A 17,694-nucleotide genomic window follows, 5' to 3' on the forward strand; every position below is an offset into this window, starting at 1 on the left:
GCATAGGTCCTAGGCATGAAGGGAGGAAACGTGAGGATGAAGACGAAAACATCGATCCTTTTCTTTATTCTTATGCTTATTTTAGCAGGATGCAGTACCACGATTGATCAAGAAAAAGAGGAGACAGCAAGCGCAGTAAAGGGTGCTTTGGATTCCAATGAATCAGCCGGTGAAGATGCTGGGAACATTAGCTTTTACCTGCCATTCGGTGCTGAAATAGAAAAAGAATCTCCTAATAATATCATTATTTCAAAAAGCTCTGATACGTTCATACTATTCACTAACCCTCAAGAGGATAAAGATAGTGAACTTCTATATAAAATGGCTATTAATGACAAAGAAACTCTCGTTAAACATGGGACTTTCAAAGAAGACGACCGCTTAGGATACTATGTCATTAAGGAATTACCTGATACAGAAGAATACGAACTTACTGTTGGAGTGGGCGGAACGAAAGTAACGACTCAGTCACAAGTAAAAGACTTGGCGGATAACGCAGAAATGATGATGAAAATGGCAGCTTCAGTCAAACACAAATAGATGATATTCAGACCGAATCTTCTCTGTTATGGGAATCGGTCTTTTTTTATGCTCTTTTTTGGGGAAGAATGGTGGTAGGAGAGAAAACGATGGGGAGATCTTTCTGCCTAAAGAAAATTCGACATAGAGGTTAAATTATTGGAAATCAGGTTGAATAAAATGAACAAGCTGTAGAATAATTCTGGATCAAGTTGAATAATCTGGAATCCGGTTTAATAATAGTTGAAATTGGATTAATTCCTATAGAAGAAACAAGCTCATCACAGTTTATCCTGCAAGTCAGACCCTCTTCAGGTAGACTGAATCGCGTGATGGAACCATTCGGACATCATACCCTGCCATAATCGACCTCTACTATGATTTTTCATAATAAAAAATCAATTTCATCTAAAAGCAAAAATGATAGACAAAATAAACATGTGTCTTTACACTAGTAAAAGGAAAGCTGCACAGAGGAGTGAAGGACATGAAAGCTTATTTACAGAAGAAAGGCATTACGTTTTCTGCTAAAACGTATTTTATAGATGCATTAAGTTATATGGCATTGGGATTGTTCAGTTCGTTGATCATCGGATTGATCATCAAGACAATCGGAGAACAGATCCCTCTTCCCGCCGGGGTCAGTGAATTTTTCATTGAGATGGGGAGTCTCGCAATCAGCCTGATGGGGCCTGCGATCGGTGTAGCGATTGCCTTTGGTCTCGGAGCACCGCCGCTTGTCTTATTCGCAGCTGTCGTGACGGGAGCTGCAGGGGCAAGCCTTGGTGGACCCGCAGGTGCATACGTGGCAGCGGTTCTATCTACAGAAATTGGGAAGCTTGTCAGTAAGACAACGAAACTGGATATTATCGTGACACCATTTGTGACCATCCTTGCAGGATTTACGACAGCTAAATTGATTGGCCCGGGAATTGCTGACTTTATGAGCATGTTTGGCAGCTGGATCAGTTGGTCAACGGAGCAGAGACCGATCATCATGGGCATACTCGTTGCTGCCCTCATGGGTCTAGCGTTGACAGCGCCGATTTCGAGTGCGGCCATCGCCCTCATGCTTGATTTAAGCGGAGTTGCCGCCGGGGCTGCTACGATCGGTTGTGCGGCACAAATGGTGGGCTTCGCCGTCATCAGTTACCGGGAAAACAGGGTTGGCGGGCTGTTTGCCCAGGGAATCGGGACATCCATGCTGCAAGTTCCGAATATCGTCCGCAATCCTCTTATTCTCATTCCTCCTACCGTAGCAGGAATGATACTCGCTCCCATCGGTACAACCATCTGGCTGATGGAAAACAATGCAGCCGGAGCCGGAATGGGTACCAGCGGATTCGTCGGTCAGATCATGACATTCAAGACAATGGGATTCAGTTGGGATGTTGCCATGAAAATCCTTTTGTTGCATTTTGTTGGACCTGCATTCATTAGCCTGTTACTATCTGAATATATGCGTAAACTAGGTTGGATCAAACCAAACCAAATGACGATCGAAACAGGGGGCAAATAACATGCGTAAACTGGAATCAGTGGAAGAATTCCATCAATTGAAAGAAAGCGGAAAACATGTATTCATGTTTTCAGCAGACTGGTGTCCGGATTGCCGGATCATTGAACCGATCCTGCCGGAAATCGAAAATGAGTATTCAGAGTATACATTCCTATATGTAGATCGAGATCAATTCATCGACCTATGCATCGAGCTGGATATTTTCGGGATCCCAAGCTTCCTCGCATACGGAGACGGCCGTGAACTCGGACGCTTCGTAAGCAAAGACCGGAAAACGAAAGAACAGATCGAGGAATTTATGAACACACTAGCTTCATAAAAAAAGCAAAAGGGATCACTTCATTTGAAGGTCCCTTTTCTTTTTGCCCGAAAAAAACAGGTTCCTTTTGTAATCTCGCCATTTTGATGTAAAATGTTATAAGTGAATAATCAAATTTGGAAGCAATGAAGTCGGTTGTTTTCTATTATAAAGGGTACTTAATTTACAAAAAATGTTCTTTGTGAGAACAAGCAAAGAAAATGAATGAACAAAGGAGGATCAAGTTTGGACATAAAAAAGCTAAAAGGCATACTCCAAGAACGATTAGAGAAACCGAATCGTTCGTTTACATATGACCGTGATAAAGACTCATTAAGAATCGAAAACACGGAGACAAAAAAAGGCATCACCATTGCCCTTCCGCCGATTGTATCCAAATGGAAGGAAAACAACAAATCCATCATCGATGAAGTGGTGTATTACGTAGAAGAGGCGCTAAACGTCATGGGAACGGAATCCGATCTTGGCAGCAAACAGAAAAACGTGTTTCCTGTCATCCGTTCCACCTCGTTTGCCACTGAATCCAATGATGGCGTTGCACTCGTGACGGATGATCATACCGCGGAAACGCGCATTTACTATGCAGTGGATTTAGGGAAAACCTATCGTCTATTGGATGAAAACATGTTGAAGGCTGAAGGATGGACTCATGAGCAAATGAAAGAGACCGCCCTTTTTAATGTAAGAAGCCTGCCGACGACAATGAAAAAGGATGAAGTTGCAGGAAATATATTTTATTTTCTTAACAATAATGATGGATACGACGCAAGCCGCATCTTGAATGACTCCTTCTTGAAACAGATAAGGAAGGATGTTCAAGGAGAAATGACGGTATCCGTGCCCCATCAGGATGTACTGGTCATCGGTGATATCCGCAATGAAACGGGCTATGATGTACTTGCCCAGCTGACCATGAGCTTCTTTACGACAGGAAATGTTCCAATTACGGCACTATCCTTCGTATATGAAGAAGGGGAGCTTGAACCGATCTTCATACTGGCAAAAAATCGTAAAAAGGAAAGGGAGAACAAGTAAATGAACGTATTTTATAACTTAGAAGGCATTGGTGATACCCTGATCGTAACTCTGGATCCAGGGTTTGAAGGAGAAGTTCAACACGAAAGAAAAGAAGACGCAGTGCGTTTATTCGATGAAAAATCGGGGAAAACACTAGGCTATAACCTATTCCATGCATCAAAGTATATGAGTGTAAGCGAAGTGGGTCCTGTCGACATGAACGATGAGAAGCTTCAATTGATCAATGAAGCCATCAAGAAGAACGGTTTTGATGAGGTGCTGGAGGCAGATTTCACACCGAAATTCGTGGTAGGCTATGTGTCTGAAAAAGAAAAGCATCCAAATGCAGACAAATTGAACATTTGTACTGTCGATGTTGGCGGTGAAACCCTGCAAATCGTGTGTGGTGCCCCTAATGTTGACAAAGGACAAAAAGTAGTTGTCGCAAAGGTTGGCGCTGTTATGCCGAGCGGGATGGTCATCAAGGATGCAGAGCTTCGTGGAGTGGCATCTTCAGGTATGATCTGCTCAGCCAAAGAACTTGCTCTTCCCGATGCTCCTCAAGAAAAAGGCATCTTGGTTCTTGAAGATACGTATCAAGTAGGACAACCATTTACTGCTTAAATATGTATACCTGGGTCCGGAGTGGGCCCGGGTATTTTTGTTTTGTATAGGAATTGAACATAACCCTGGCCAAGGGAAATACCGGTCTTATTTAGCTCACCTCTCCCAAGGGGCCTGCGCTTTTCGTATTACAGTCTCTTTACACCTATGTTTGTTTCGACACAATCCCTTAACAATTCTCTTAATCTATCGAAATGACTCGAATTTTTCTCTTTAACTGATAAAATAAAAGTAAGTATGAAAGAAAGAGTGATGTTTGTGAGTTGGATTAAAAAAATATTTGGTAAATTATCAGATAATGACGAACAATTTGAAGAGTATTATGATGAAAATGACGACGATGTTCAGAGAATCGAACCGACGAAGCCTGAACGTAAACATATAGCTGGACCAAGCCATTCACGTGATGTAGAAGCAAGAATGACCTATCAATATCCTAAAGGGAATTTCCGGTTCCCGCTCATTTCCGATGGAGAGACCAGGGAACGTCCGCGAAGGGCAAGAAGAAATCAAGAAAAAGAAGAGAAACAGAATGAGCAGGAGCCGAAGCCGAAGAGTCAGAACCATTCTGTAGCTAAACGAAAGTGGAAAGAAGAAAGCCCTACTACTTCTGTAAAACCGAAGAAATCGCCGAAAGTGGAAAAAGGAAACAGCCGTCCGTTTACACCAACAGAAATTCCGTCACCCATCTATGGTTTTAAAAATAGACCAATCAAAAAAGAAGAAAATGTCGAATACGAGCTGAAGAAATTTTTACATAATGAAGAAGAAAGAAAAGAAGCAGCCATCGATCATAAAGCTCAAAGAATCGTGGAAAACTCCCTTTTGTCGGGAGAGGAAACCTCTTCACCTGTAGGAAAGAAAGAGGAGCCGACTTCGAATGGATTAAGAGGAGGTACATCAGACATTCCACCGGTTAAGTTTGAGAAAATACCAAAAAGCGTTGTAAAGGAAACAGACCATCACGATGAGGAGATAACGAACAGTGAAGTAACTTCTCCTATAACATCAGAGCGCATTTCACTCATAACGGAAGCGCCGGATGAAGAGCCGAATATATCTATTGTCCATGATCAGTCAACTCCAGTTGGATCAGATGCTATTCTGGAAACAACAAATCCAGTCAAGGAAGAACCTGTCAGCGAAGAAAGTCCTTCTTTTGAGGAGGAGATCCCAGCTGAAGAATCCGTTGTAGAAGAAAATTCTACAGAAGAAGAGACGGAAGCGGTCGTACCTCCAGAACCGATTAAGGAAGAGGTGGAAGAGGTCGTACCTCCAGAACCAATTAAGGAAGAGGTGGAAGCGACCACACCTCTAGAACCAATTAAGGAAGAAGCGGGAGCAACCGCTCCTAAAGAACCGATCAAGGAAGAACCACAAAGGCGTAAAAGGTCACATCTTCCTTTTAACGTATTAATGCTAAAGCAAGATAAGCGTCAGATGGATACTCGTAAGACACCCGAATCTCCTTCAATGGAGAAAAGGAAGACAATAAAAACGGAACAGAAACCTTCTGTTCAGGAACATACAGAAAAACCATCAGAGGCTCCGCGTCCACAAGAAGAGCAGCCTACTCAACAAAGTCAGGTTCAAGGGGAAGAAGCAGTCAAGAGCTATAGTGAGTTAAGTTCATCTACGAAAAGAGCCCGAGATTATGTTTTTCCAGAAATGGATTATTTGATGCCCCCTGTTTCGAAGGAAATGAGTGAAGAGTGGCTGGATTCTCAAAGACTATTACTGGACGAGACCCTGCATAACTTCAACGTCAGGGCCAAAGTGGTCAATGTGACGCAGGGGCCGTCTGTCACTAGATTCGAAGTTCAACCGGAACCAGGTGTGAAGGTCAATAAAATTACGAATCTGACAGATGACATCAAGTTGAGCCTCGCTGCCAAGGATATCCGCATGGAAGCTCCAATCCCGGGTAAGCATACGATCGGGATCGAGGTGCCGAACAGGGAGAGCCGCCCGGTCTGCATCAGTGAAGTCATTGCAAGTCCTCAGTTCCAGGAGCCGTCATCTCCATTGACAGCCGCCCTTGGATTGGATATTTCCGGCCAGCCTATCGTGACGGACTTGAGTAAAATGCCTCATGGTCTTATTGCAGGTGCTACCGGTTCCGGAAAAAGTGTATGTATCAACTCGATCCTTGTCAGTCTCTTGTACAAAGCATCACCGGATGAACTGAAGCTACTCCTCATCGATCCGAAGATGGTGGAGCTTGCACCGTATAATCGGATCCCTCACCTGGTGAGCCCAGTGATTACAGATGTGAAAGCTGCGACTGCAGCCCTTAAATGGGCAGTGGAGGAAATGGAAAGACGGTACGAACTATTCGCCCACACCGGTGTAAGGGATATTAAGCGTTTCAATGAGCTGGCCAAGCGGAATAGACAGTATAGCGATATGCTTCCATACCTGGTGATTGTCATCGATGAGCTGGCAGACTTAATGATGATGTCCCCAGCTGACGTGGAGGAAGCGATATGCCGGATCGCCCAGAAGGCACGTGCCTGTGGGATCCACTTGATCATTGCCACCCAGCGCCCGTCCGTCGATGTCATTACAGGCTTGATCAAGGCGAATGTGCCGACAAGGGTCGCATTTTCCGTTTCTTCAAGCGTGGATTCTAGAACGATCATAGATGGCAGCGGTGCGGAAAGGCTGCTTGGGAAGGGAGACATGCTATTCCTTGAAAATGGATCATCCAAGCCGGTCCGCCTGCAGGGAACGTTCGTTTCCGATGATGAAATCGATGAGATCATCCGTCATGTAAGAGAGCAGAGAGAGCCGGATTATATCTTCCAACAGGATGAATTGATTAAGCAGGCACAGGTGACCGAGGAAGAGGACGAACTGTTTTTAGAAGCGTGTGAGTTTGTCGTCGACCAGGGTGGTGCTTCAGCTTCCAGTCTGCAGCGCCGATTCCGAATCGGATATAACCGCGCGGCAAGATTGATGGAAATGATGGAGAGTAATGGAATTATTTCTGAGTCCAGAGGCAGTAAACCAAGGGATGTCCTCATTTCTGAAAGTGAATTGGAGACATTGGCATAGACTAGTACAAATATTTAATACATGGTATTCTGTTTATATCTGTCCTTGTTAGGACGAATAAGCAGAATACCTATTTTTGTAGGAAGAGCCATAAGGAGCTTTAAGAATGAAAGAAATAGAATTGAAACTTCAAGGAAAACTCAACAGGTTGACCAATCATACATTCAAGTTTGACGAAAGAATCAAGGATGGTTGGTTTTCAGCTGTCTATTTTTTGAAAACGAAGGAAATCGCCAAGAAGAAAAAGCCGGATGCATATGTCACTATGCAATTTTTTCAAAAGACTCACGCCGTGATATGCGGAACCGATGAAGTCATCGCCCTTCTGCATACATTCGCTGATAACCCGGAGAATCTCGAAATCCATTCCTTAAAGGATGGAGACCAGATCTCTCCGTTTGAAACGGTACTGACCATCAAGGGGCGATACCAGGACTTTGGTTATTTAGAAGGCATCATCGATGGCATACTTGCCAGAAGAACATCCGTGGCGACGAGTGTTTATAATGTCATGAAAGCCGCTTCCCTTTCCGGGAAACAAAAGCCCGTCATCTTTATGGGTGACCGAGATGATCACTTCACGCAGCAGGCGGGAGACGGTTATGCAGCCTTCATCGGGGGATCCACAGCCCAGGCGACTCACGCCATGAACGAATGGTGGGGAAAGAAAGGGATGGGGACCATGCCACATGCCCTCATCCAATTATTCAACGGTGACATTGTCGAGGCAACGAAAGCGTACAAGGAAACATTTCCTGAAGACGAGCTTATCGCCCTTGTCGACTACAATAATGACGTCATTACTGACTCATTAAAGGTCGCGAGAGAGTTTGGATCGGAATTAAAAGGGGTAAGGGTAGATACATCAAGAATGATGATCGATAAATATTTCCTCAGGAATCAGCACGTGCTTGGAACCTTTGATCCACGCGGGGTCAATATGCAGTTGATCAATGCATTGAGAGACGCTTTGGACGAAGAAGGATACCATCACGTTAAGATTGTGGTATCAGGTGGTTTTAACGAAGACCGCATCCGTCAGTTTGAGGAAAATCAAGTTCCTGTCGATATGTACGGAGTGGGAAGCAGCCTTCTCAAGATCCACGTCGGGTTTACAGGTGACAATGTCGTCATTGATGGTTCTCCTGAAGCGAAGGCAGGAAGAAAGCTTCGTCCGAACCCCCGTCTGGAAAAAGTAGAATTCGAATAGGTGAGAACATGCAGGAAAGCACGTTAGATCTTGAGCGATTCAGACAAAAAAAACAGAAGATCGCAGAAGAACAGGTACAGGATCTCTACCGGAAAGCGTTTGAATACGCGCTCAAGGAAACAAATATAAGGGAAAAGGTGCGGGCGAAGATGATCTTCTCCAAACGTTTCCTTCACCAAGATCAGACTCGTTTAGCCGGAAGAGTGGAGAAATTATTTCAAGAATGGTTTTTGTTCGACTATAAGACCATCAAGGGACAAACTCTATTCTTTCAATTTCTTCAGTCATATCCGCTTCATGAATCAGCGAAGCTCCTCGGTGCCGTTGTATTGACGGCAGCCTGGGAACCCGTCACAGTGAAGGAAAAGAATGGACTGATCCTCCGCTGTCAGCATCTCATCCATGGAGATGAGGTCTCTGTTAAAATCAACCCTGATTGTCTGGAAAAGGAAATCCATGAAGGACAGTCCTTTTTCGTGAGGAAAGTCCCTCTCGTCGTACATGAGTGGATCTTAGGTCCTGTTTTTCCTGTGCATTCCGAGGACATACGGGAAAAACTTAAAGATCACTACGGTCAAATGAATCAAGAAACTGGGGTATTATGGAGAACATTTTTGAAAGAAGAAGCCCCAAACTTTATTCTACCCAGTCTTTCATAGCTTGTGCATGGTCAGGCATTTTAAAAAATGATATAATGTTTCAAGTTGAAGAAAGTTCGCTTTCTTCTATACTCAGAATATCGAAAGCGAAAGACCGATGGCAAAATAAATATTGATTTCATATAATGCTTTTAGATAGACGATTGTTGGAGGTTCTATTATGACGATATATCATTTCGTAGGAATTAAGGGGTCGGGCATGAGTGCGTTAGCCCAAATACTCCACGATATGGACTACGAGGTCCAAGGATCTGACGTAGATAAGTATTTCTTTACACAGAAAGCCCTGGATGAATCAAATATAAAAATTCTCCCTTTCCAAAAAGAAAACATTGGAGGGGATATGCACGTGATCGCAGGGAATGCATTCCCTGATACCCATGAAGAAATCCAAGAAGCTGTGGAACAAGGACTGCCTGTGACCAGATATCATAAATTCCTTGGTGACTTCATGCAGAAATTCACAAGCGTAGCCGTGACGGGCGCACATGGAAAAACGTCCACGACCGGACTGTTGGCACATGTCATCAGTGGGGCAAAGCCCACTTCCTTCCTGATCGGGGATGGAACGGGTAAAGGAGAAGTCGATGCTCAATACTTTGTATTCGAAGCGTGCGAATATCGCCGTCACTTCCTATCCTACTTCCCGGATTACGCCATCATGACGAACATCGATTTCGATCATCCCGACTATTTTGCCAACGTGGATGACGTCTTCTCTGCGTTCCAAGAGATGGCTATGCAAGTGAAAAAAGGAATCATTGCATGCGGAGATGACGAGCAGCTGCAAAAGATCCAGGCTCAGGTCCCAGTAGTATTCTACGGCTTCGCCGAGGAAAATGACTTTCAGGCGAGAAACGTATCTAGGGACAGTTCAGGTACTTCATTCGATGTGTTTGTCCGTAATGAGTTCTATGCTGCATTCAAAATCCCTACATTCGGGGACCATAACATCATGAATGCCCTGTCCGTCATTGCGATCTGTCACTATGAGGAACTCGATACAGCTGTCGTACAGGAACGTTTAAGCACATTTAAAGGAGTCAAACGCCGTTTCTCCGAAAAAGAAGTGGGCACGCAGATCCTGATTGATGACTACGCTCATCATCCGACTGAAATCAAGGCAACCGTTGACTCGGCAAGACAGAAATATCCTGAAAAAGAAATCATCGCGGTCTTCCAGCCGCACACATTTACACGTACGCAAACCTTCCTTTCTGAGTTTGCTGAAACATTGAGTCTTTCAGACAAAGTGTACCTTTGTGAAATCTTTGGTTCTGCCCGTGAAAACCATGGGAAACTTTCCATCCATGATCTAGAGAGCAAGATCGAAGGATGCGAAATCATCGATGAACAAGACACGACTGCCTTGCTCAAGCATGAAAATGCCGTCCTTATTTTCATGGGGGCAGGAGACATTCAGAAATTCCAGCAGGCGTATGAAGAGACGCTTGGGGCACAAGTGAAGGAAGAAAAATAAATGGAGAAACCGGTTCTTATGGGAACCGGTTTTTTGTTTTTGTCTGATAGTGGGGATTTTACAGGTGAAATTGGGTGAACGTTCAGCAGGAGAACATGCGTCGGAATTCAACAGTTGAAACCAGATGTCAAAACCAAGAGATACAGAAACAAAACCACAAAAAACCACCATCATTCATCATGACGGTGGCTCTCATTCTTACTTCAAATTCTCCGGATTCAACACTTCAAGTTCTTCCACGACAAATCTTCCGTCTTTACGGATCAGGACATCGTCGAAATAAATTTCGCCTCCACCGTACTCAGGACGCTGGATCATCACCATGTCCCAGTGGATGTTGGAGTGATTTCCATTATAGGCTTCTTCGTAGCATTCACCAGGTGTGAAGTGGAAGCTGCCGTCGATCTTTTCGTCAAAAAGGATGTCCTGCATCGGGTGCTGAATGAACGGATTCACGCCAATGGCGAATTCACCTACATATCTTGCCCCTTCATCTGTATCAAAGATTTTGTTGATTCGATCGGTATCGTTTGCCGTAGCTTCCACAATCTTACCTTCTTTGAATGTCAACTTCACATTTTCGAAAGTGAATCCATTGTAAGGAGATGGTGTATTGTAGGAAATGACGCCATTTACGGAATCTTTCACTGGTGCGCTGTACACTTCGCCATCAGGAATGTTCAGACGTCCTGCACATTTCACGGCTGGGATGTCCTTGATGGAGAATGAAAGGTCCGTCCCTTCTCCTACAAGGCGGACTTTGTCTGTTTTATTCATGAGTTCAACGAGGTTATCCATGGCTTTGTCCATTTTGCTGTAGTCCAGGTTGCACACGTCGAAGTAGAAGTCTTCGAATCCTTCTGTGCTCATGTTTGCAAGCTGTGCCATCGATGTAGTCGGATAGCGGAGTACAACCCATTTTTTCTTAGGAACGCGAATTTCTCTATGTACTTTCTTCCCGATTGTATTGCCGTGGATCTTCATCTTTTCGTCAGGGACATCGGATTGTTCGCTGATGTTGTCACCTGCACGCAAACCGATGTATGCATCCATCTGCTCCATGACGTTCGCTTCGAAGCTTGAGATCATATCGTATTGCTCTTCCTGTGCTCCCATTAATAATGCACGGTCTACTGCGTGATCTTTGATGGATACGAATGGATATCCCCCGACCGCATAAGCTTCTTTCACAAGTGCCGTCACTAGTTCGCGCTGCAAACCGAAGTTTTCAATCAATACTTTTTCGCCCGGCTGTAATTGAACAGAATATTGAATTAAATTTTTAGCCAGTTTTTCAATGCGTGGATCTTTCATTCGATCTTCCCCCTTGTTTGTGGTCAGTATTATTGTACCCTAAAATGTTGTGGGATGAGAGAGCTGAAATGAGAAATGCTCATCCAAGTGAATATTTTTTTATTTTTCATGCAGGAAAATTCCTAACGAGGGAGAAATACTAGTATAATGTTTAATTGTTCATCATAAGGGTAAAGGATTTTTATACATGGAGGTGTGGCATATGGAAATAATTCTTTATCTGAGCGTTGCTGTAATAGCCGTTGCATTTTTTATTTTAGTTTTGAGTGTCATGAAGACTTTGAAGTCACTCGGCTCAACCTTGGACAGTGTTTCGACGACATTGACCGGACTTGAGAGCCAGCTTCAAGGAGTAACAAAGGAATCTACAGAACTACTACATAAAACAAATTTATTGGCTGAGGATATCCAGAAGAAATCCGAGGATCTAAACACGGTTGTTTATGCGGTAAGGGATGTAGGGCATTCCATCCAGAACCTTAATAACTCAGTGAAGAAGGTAAGCACATCCATTTCAACCGAACTGGAGCGTAACCAGGGTAAGATTTCACAAGTGGTTCAATGGGGTAATGCATTTATTGAGTTAAAGGACAAATGGAAACAAAAACAGGAAAAACAGCCAACACAACCTGATGTTGCTGAGGTAGCTGTTCCAAACCAAGCATCCAAGGAAGTTCGATCTCGAGAAAAATTAGTTAAAAGAGCAAGATCTTATAACAATTAGAGAGGGGAATTTTTACATGACTCAACAGTACAATCAAAACCAGAACCAAAATCAGGCAAACGACAGCAACAACATCAACTCAAAGGATTTCATGATCGGAACATTGATCGGGGGAATCGTAGGAGCTGCAACGGCCCTATTACTCGCTCCTAAATCCGGTAAAGACCTTCGCCACGATATCAATGAGCAGGCTGGCGTCCTGAAAGAAAAGACAGGTCAATGGAAGGACACGGCTGTTGAGAAGAGCAATGAGTTTGCCGCAGTCGCGAAAGAAAAATCTTCTGCCCTTACAAAATCAGTACAAGAGCAATCCAACAATGTGGTTGGGAAGCTAAAAACATACCGTTCCAACAATAAAGAGCTGGAGGAAACAACAGATGAGCTGCAAGCTGTTCCTGTAGGTGAAACTTCACCTGTCGAAGAAACAGAAGACGTGAATCAAAAGCTCGAGGAAACGAAAAAGGCATTCGATGAAACTGAAAAATCATACAATCAGTAATGATTGATTCCAGGGACGGTGAAGTGATATGATTACTTCACCGTTTTTTTGTTGGGTAAAAATCAACTACAGTTTCAAGGAAAGGAAGATATAGATGAAAAAGATTGAAACCGTTCAGGAGTTTGAACAACTATCCGAAACCAATCCACGATTCTTCTTCATGAAACACAGCTTGACTTGTCCGGTAAGCTCCAGTGCTTTTAAAGAATACCAGTCATTTCTGAACAAGCATGAAGAGGAAGAAGGATATTATCTAGCCGTTCAAGAGTCGAGAGAATTGTCCCATCATATTGCTGAAAAATACGGCATCAGGCACGAATCTCCCCAAGCCTTCCTGTTTATCGATGGAAAACCAGGCTGGAACGCTTCCCATTGGAAGATTACCGAAAGTGAATTGGATAAGCTATAAGGAAATGGACTCTGATTTCATCAGGGTCTTTTTTTATTGTAAACAGAGTTGAGAGGATGGGGAGGACTGCGTCGATTCTATGAGAGGACATTTGTAAATCAAGGCATGTAAAACAACTGGATTTGATAATTTTTGGTAATTTCGTACTCTACGTTTATTCCTCTTCCTACAGGGAAAGTAACTTGTAAGAATAAAAAACGATAAATGGAGGATCGATTCATGACACAACCTGTACCTTATGAAACCGGGACAAGAAATACGACGAAAGTGAAAAGTCAACGAAATGGGAAGCTGGTGAAGGGGATGGTCGTGGGAGCCGTCGTTGGTGGAGCCATTGCCATGCTGGATAAAACCACGAGAAAGAACGTCACTTCCAGAACATCAGACATGAAGGATTCCACAATGGATATGATAGGAAAAGTGAAAGAGAATCCTTCAGGAGTCGTGAATGACTGGCAGGACCGCCTGAAATCAGCGACGGGTGTGTTGAAGGAAGCAATTAGCGACGCTCAGAGCGTGTATGAAAAGGTGAATGATGATGTGATAGATCAAGTGAATCAAATAAAGGATGATTCATCAGAAATGATTGCCACTACGAAAGAAGCGGCAGAAGAATTGAAGGACATTGGCGGCAAAGTGAAAGAGGCTGGGGAAGAAGTGACGGGGGAATCAGAGAACATGACAAGTTCTACCTCCACTGAAGAAGACAACACCATTCATCCGACGAACCGTACGAGCTCCATACCTGGACAAGTTGGATCATAATAAAAAAACTGGCGTAATCGCCAGTTTTTTTGGTTTCTATCATCGTGATCCTTGAGGCCAGAGGATTTCCAGTTGATCTCCCTGTTGAATGTCTTCATAAAAAGTCGTTTCCACGCCATTTTTCAAAAGAATGAAGTTTCCGTTCGAGTGAGAGGGCATGTTGATTTCCACTGCATTAAATAGATCCTGAAAAATAAATGAGCCCGTTTGCTGTTCTTCTATTTCAATTGAATCACCGGAGTATAAACGATCGTCCATTCCGAGCTTAGTACCGTTCCGTGTGATTCGGCTGCTCTCTTTCGTAAGGAATACTTCTTCCCCGTTAAACGTGATCCTGATTGCCGTTTCCGTGGTGAGCTGCTTTTTGACGAGAAGATCCTTTACGGTAGGGGTGAGAGCTGATTTGAATGATATGACGTCACCATCCTTGATCTTTGCCGAAAGTTTAGTCTCCATACCGTGTATGAACACCTTCCCGCTATAAACAGGGAAGAACGTCTCTACACCATTGATGGAAATGCGAAAAGGTTTGATACCCTCCAGCCAATCATGATAGCCGACATGGGTCAGCAGATCCATTAAGGTATCGATCCATTCGATTCGAATCACATCACGATCCTGGATGATCTCGTCCATTGATCCAGTCTGATTGTCTCTGAACACGAGGGGAGTAACCAGATGCGGTTTCCCGTCTAGGACAATCTGTTTGGATGAAGAGGTATCAACCAGCTCGCCAATCGTAACCTTCGGCGAAGAACCGTCCACCCCTATATGGACTGTGATCCGGTCATGGTTCTGGATCGTTTCATCTAGTTCACTCGGCATGCCGTTTTTCTCAATGAGTGGAGGCTGACCGTGACCGCCGGGCAATGTGATGTCCTGACCATTGACGGTTACAAAGAACGCCTTCCCCGGTGTTCCATGGTATTTGGTTAATTTTAGACCAGCTGCCAGGATGCAGTCGCCAACGGTCAGATCCTTTACTTCGAATAACCTTACAGGCTGGTCGTTCACATACGCTGTCACATATTGAACAGGTGCCTGCTTCGCTGCAATGGCGATTCCGATCGGTGTGACAAGCTCCGGACCTTTTTTTACGTCATCCGATAAGGTGACATTTTGAATCGCCTCCACGCCTCTGACAGCTGCACGATTGTGAGGCAGTTCAAGGAATGAAGCCAGTCGGCCGGGCAGTTCGGGCGTCAAGCTTCCTCCTCCTACGAGCATAACGGCCTGTGGGGGTTTTCCGTTGTTCAAACGAAGGATTTCCTTTGAAATCTCTCCGGAGAGCCGGTCCACAGCCGGTGAGATTTTCGCTATCACTTCTTGTGAAGGGAGGTTCGTTTCAAAGCCGAGAATATCGGTGACTGTAATCTCTTCAGAGGACTGAAGGGCCCTCTTTGCCTGTTCTGCCAGTGGGAAGTCCAGCAATAATTCATTGCTGATCGCTTCCGTTATTTCGTCTCCCGCAGTCGGGACCATCCCGTAAGCGATAACGGTCCCCATATTGGTGATGGCAATATCGGATGTTCCCGCACCAATATCCACGAGTGCAACGTTCAGGCGTCGCATGGACTCGGGAATAAGGACATTAATGGCTGCAATGGGCTCCAGTGTCAAGGCTTCCATCTCCAAATCGGCACGATTTAGTGCAGCGATCAGGGAATCGACAACCACACGCGGAAGGAAGGTAGCGATGATCTCGACGCTCGCTTCATCCCCTTGCTGATCGATGAGACTTCCGATCTCCTCTCCATCTAACCGGTAGAAGAGGACGGAATAACCAACACAGTAATAATGGTAGCCCTTCGCATCATGTTCATGTTCGGCAGCTAATGCCTGTGCCTGTTGAACGGCACTTAATTCCAGATGCAGGATATCATTTTTCTGAAGTAGGGGTTTACCCTTGATATTGGACGAGGCAAGAGCCGTTTCCGTTTTAAGGGCCCGTCCAGCTGCTGCGACGCACACTTTATGAAGAGGGCCATGTTTTGTTTCCAATTGTTTCTTGATGGAGGAAATGACCTCCGCAACGGCGGGAACATCATGAATTTGTCCATCGAGCATGGCCCTCTTCTTATGTTCTTCTATCAATATATCTGAAACTTGAAATATTCCGTCTATTTCTTCTAAAATAATACCTACAACGGATCGGGTTCCGATGTCTAATGCAAAGATTTTTTGCTTTTTTTTCAATTCGTGTTCACCCACTTTAGCCTATTCTCATACTATACTAAATACTTTAGTGCTTAAAAGCGTCTAACTAATAAAGAATTTTGTCGTGACATTTTAGATCTGTTCTATTATAATAAGTTTCAATATCAAAAATGTATCATACTTTCTTAAAACTATAACAGTTTTTACGTATGAACAGGATAAAAAAAGAAAGGGTGCTGTATTGTGAGTAATCAAGAGCTCGATCAATTACGAAAACAAGTCGACGAGATGAACTTAAAATTATTAGAAACCATCAATGAACGTGCTAAACTCGTTCAGGAAATCGGGCGTGTCAAGGAGACTCAAGGAGTATACCGCTATGATCCTGTTCGTGAAAGAGGCATGCTTGATCTGATCAAGGAAAATAACGATGGTCCATTTGAACATTCGACCATTGAACATATCTTCAAAGAGATCTTCAAAGCCGGTCTTGAACTGCAAAAAGACGATCATCGTAAAGCATTGCTCGTTTCCCGTAAAAAGAAACCGGATGATACAATCGTCAATATTAACGGAGATGCGATTGGAGATGGAAAGCCACACTTCATTTTCGGACCATGTGCCGTTGAATCTTATGAACAAGTGGCGGAAGTGGCGAAAGCCGTTAAGGCAAAAGGATTAAAGTTGCTTCGAGGTGGAGCGTTCAAACCGAGAACATCACCATATGACTTCCAGGGGCTTGGAATTGAAGGCTTAAAAATTCTTAAAAAAGTGGCAGACGAATACGATTTGGCTGTAGTCAGTGAAATCGTAAACCCTGCTGATATCGAACCGGCATTAGAATACATCGACGTCATTCAAATCGGTGCAAGAAACATGCAGAACTTTGAACTGCTTAAAGCAGCGGGTTCCGTGAAAAAACCTGTATTGCTTAAGCGTGGTTTAGCGGCGACGATCGATGAATTCATCAATGCTGCCGAATATATCATCTCACAAGGAAACGGCGACATCATCCTATGTGAGCGTGGAATTCGTACGTATGAAAAAGCGACAAGAAATACACTGGATATTTCAGCGGTGCCAATCCTTAAGAAGGAAACGCATCTACCGGTATTCGTGGATGTTACGCACTCTACAGGACGCAGGGATCTATTGCTTCCAACGGCTAAAGCGGCAATTGCCGTCGGAGCTGATGGAGTCATGGCAGAAGTTCATCCTGATCCTGCCGTAGCGTTATCCGACTCTGCTCAACAAATGGATCTGGATCAATTCGATCATTTCTACCAGGAGTTGTTGAAGGGCAGAACGATAGAAGTATAATAGTTGAAAGGCTGAATCCTTTTTAGAGGGGATTCAGCTTTTTTTATGGTTAAAATGAAGTGCAGCCTATGCGGACTAGTACGGGTATCGGCGAAAATTTCG

16 protein-coding genes are annotated in these 17,694 nt (G+C 44.0%); 14 read left to right on the top strand and 2 right to left on the bottom strand.

Features of this window, described 5'->3' with window-relative positions; translation table 11 throughout:
- Window positions 1-36 precede the first annotated feature (36 nt).
- The 9 genes from LCL96_RS00530 to murC all read left to right on the top strand — a co-directional run bounded on the left by LCL96_RS00530 (window position 37) and on the right by murC (window position 10,404).
- Complete coding sequence (locus LCL96_RS00530) at window positions 37-540, top strand: hypothetical protein (protein ID WP_224939544.1); 504 nt, start codon at window positions 37-39, stop codon at window positions 538-540.
- Between the two features lie 466 nt (window positions 541-1,006).
- Window positions 1,007-2,038: a PTS transporter subunit IIC gene (locus LCL96_RS00535; protein WP_224939545.1), complete on the top strand. Its 1,032-nt coding sequence runs from the start codon at window positions 1,007-1,009 to the stop codon at window positions 2,036-2,038.
- Between the two features lies 1 nt (window position 2,039).
- Window positions 2,040-2,357 (top strand): thioredoxin family protein, encoded by a 318-nt coding sequence (locus LCL96_RS00540; RefSeq protein WP_224939546.1) that lies wholly within the window; start codon window positions 2,040-2,042, stop codon window positions 2,355-2,357.
- A 225-nt stretch (window positions 2,358-2,582) separates the two neighbouring features.
- Entirely contained in the window at window positions 2,583-3,392 is an 810-nt protein-coding gene (locus tag LCL96_RS00545; RefSeq protein WP_224939547.1) for a DUF1444 domain-containing protein, read from the top strand.
- Window positions 3,393-3,998, top strand: coding sequence for a YtpR family tRNA-binding protein (gene ytpR, locus LCL96_RS00550; RefSeq protein WP_224939548.1), 606 nt, complete (start codon window positions 3,393-3,395; stop codon window positions 3,996-3,998).
- A 258-nt stretch (window positions 3,999-4,256) separates the two neighbouring features.
- Entirely contained in the window at window positions 4,257-7,055 is a 2,799-nt protein-coding gene (locus LCL96_RS00555; protein ID WP_224939549.1) for a DNA translocase FtsK, read from the top strand.
- A gap of 106 nt (window positions 7,056-7,161) precedes the next feature.
- A complete protein-coding gene (locus LCL96_RS00560; RefSeq protein WP_224939550.1) occupies window positions 7,162-8,265 on the top strand; it encodes a nicotinate phosphoribosyltransferase in 1,104 nt (367 codons plus the stop codon).
- Between the two features lie 8 nt (window positions 8,266-8,273).
- Complete coding sequence (locus tag LCL96_RS00565; protein WP_224939551.1) at window positions 8,274-8,924, top strand: hypothetical protein; 651 nt, start codon at window positions 8,274-8,276, stop codon at window positions 8,922-8,924.
- A 160-nt stretch (window positions 8,925-9,084) separates the two neighbouring features.
- Window positions 9,085-10,404, top strand: a complete 1,320-nt coding sequence (gene murC / locus LCL96_RS00570) for a UDP-N-acetylmuramate--L-alanine ligase (protein WP_224939552.1) — start codon at window positions 9,085-9,087, stop codon at window positions 10,402-10,404.
- Between the two features lie 198 nt (window positions 10,405-10,602).
- Here the strand turns inward: murC and LCL96_RS00575 are convergent, their stop codons facing one another.
- Window positions 10,603-11,718, bottom strand: a complete 1,116-nt coding sequence (locus LCL96_RS00575) for an aminopeptidase (RefSeq protein WP_224939553.1) — start codon at window positions 11,716-11,718, stop codon at window positions 10,603-10,605.
- 202 nt (window positions 11,719-11,920) lie between these two features.
- On the opposite strand from LCL96_RS00575, the gene LCL96_RS00580 reads away from it, so the two are divergent.
- The 4 genes from LCL96_RS00580 to LCL96_RS00595 all read left to right on the top strand — a co-directional run bounded on the left by LCL96_RS00580 (window position 11,921) and on the right by LCL96_RS00595 (window position 14,115).
- Window positions 11,921-12,442: a DUF948 domain-containing protein gene (locus LCL96_RS00580; RefSeq protein ID WP_224939554.1), complete on the top strand. Its 522-nt coding sequence runs from the start codon at window positions 11,921-11,923 to the stop codon at window positions 12,440-12,442.
- A 16-nt stretch (window positions 12,443-12,458) separates the two neighbouring features.
- The gene (locus LCL96_RS00585; protein WP_224939555.1) at window positions 12,459-12,941 is read left to right on the top strand and encodes a YtxH domain-containing protein; all 483 of its coding nucleotides are present in this window, start codon (window positions 12,459-12,461) and stop codon (window positions 12,939-12,941) included.
- A gap of 94 nt (window positions 12,942-13,035) precedes the next feature.
- Window positions 13,036-13,350, top strand: coding sequence for a bacillithiol system redox-active protein YtxJ (ytxJ, locus tag LCL96_RS00590; protein WP_224939556.1), 315 nt, complete (start codon window positions 13,036-13,038; stop codon window positions 13,348-13,350).
- Window positions 13,351-13,569: 219 nt separating this feature from the next.
- The gene (locus tag LCL96_RS00595) at window positions 13,570-14,115 is read left to right on the top strand and encodes a YtxH domain-containing protein (RefSeq protein WP_224939557.1); all 546 of its coding nucleotides are present in this window, start codon (window positions 13,570-13,572) and stop codon (window positions 14,113-14,115) included.
- Between the two features lie 39 nt (window positions 14,116-14,154).
- On the opposite strand, the gene LCL96_RS00600 is transcribed toward LCL96_RS00595, so the two are convergent.
- Window positions 14,155-16,311 (bottom strand): cell division FtsA domain-containing protein, encoded by a 2,157-nt coding sequence (locus LCL96_RS00600; RefSeq protein ID WP_224939558.1) that lies wholly within the window; start codon window positions 16,309-16,311, stop codon window positions 14,155-14,157.
- A 204-nt stretch (window positions 16,312-16,515) separates the two neighbouring features.
- Between LCL96_RS00600 and LCL96_RS00605 the strand changes: the two genes are divergently transcribed.
- Window positions 16,516-17,592, top strand: a complete 1,077-nt coding sequence (locus LCL96_RS00605; protein ID WP_224939559.1) for a bifunctional 3-deoxy-7-phosphoheptulonate synthase/chorismate mutase — start codon at window positions 16,516-16,518, stop codon at window positions 17,590-17,592.
- Window positions 17,593-17,694 lie beyond the last annotated feature (102 nt).

Origin of the sequence: Rossellomorea aquimaris, assembly GCF_020172085.1 — a bacterium.
Taxonomy (GTDB): Bacteria; Bacillota; Bacilli; order Bacillales; family Bacillaceae_B; genus Rossellomorea; species Rossellomorea aquimaris_E.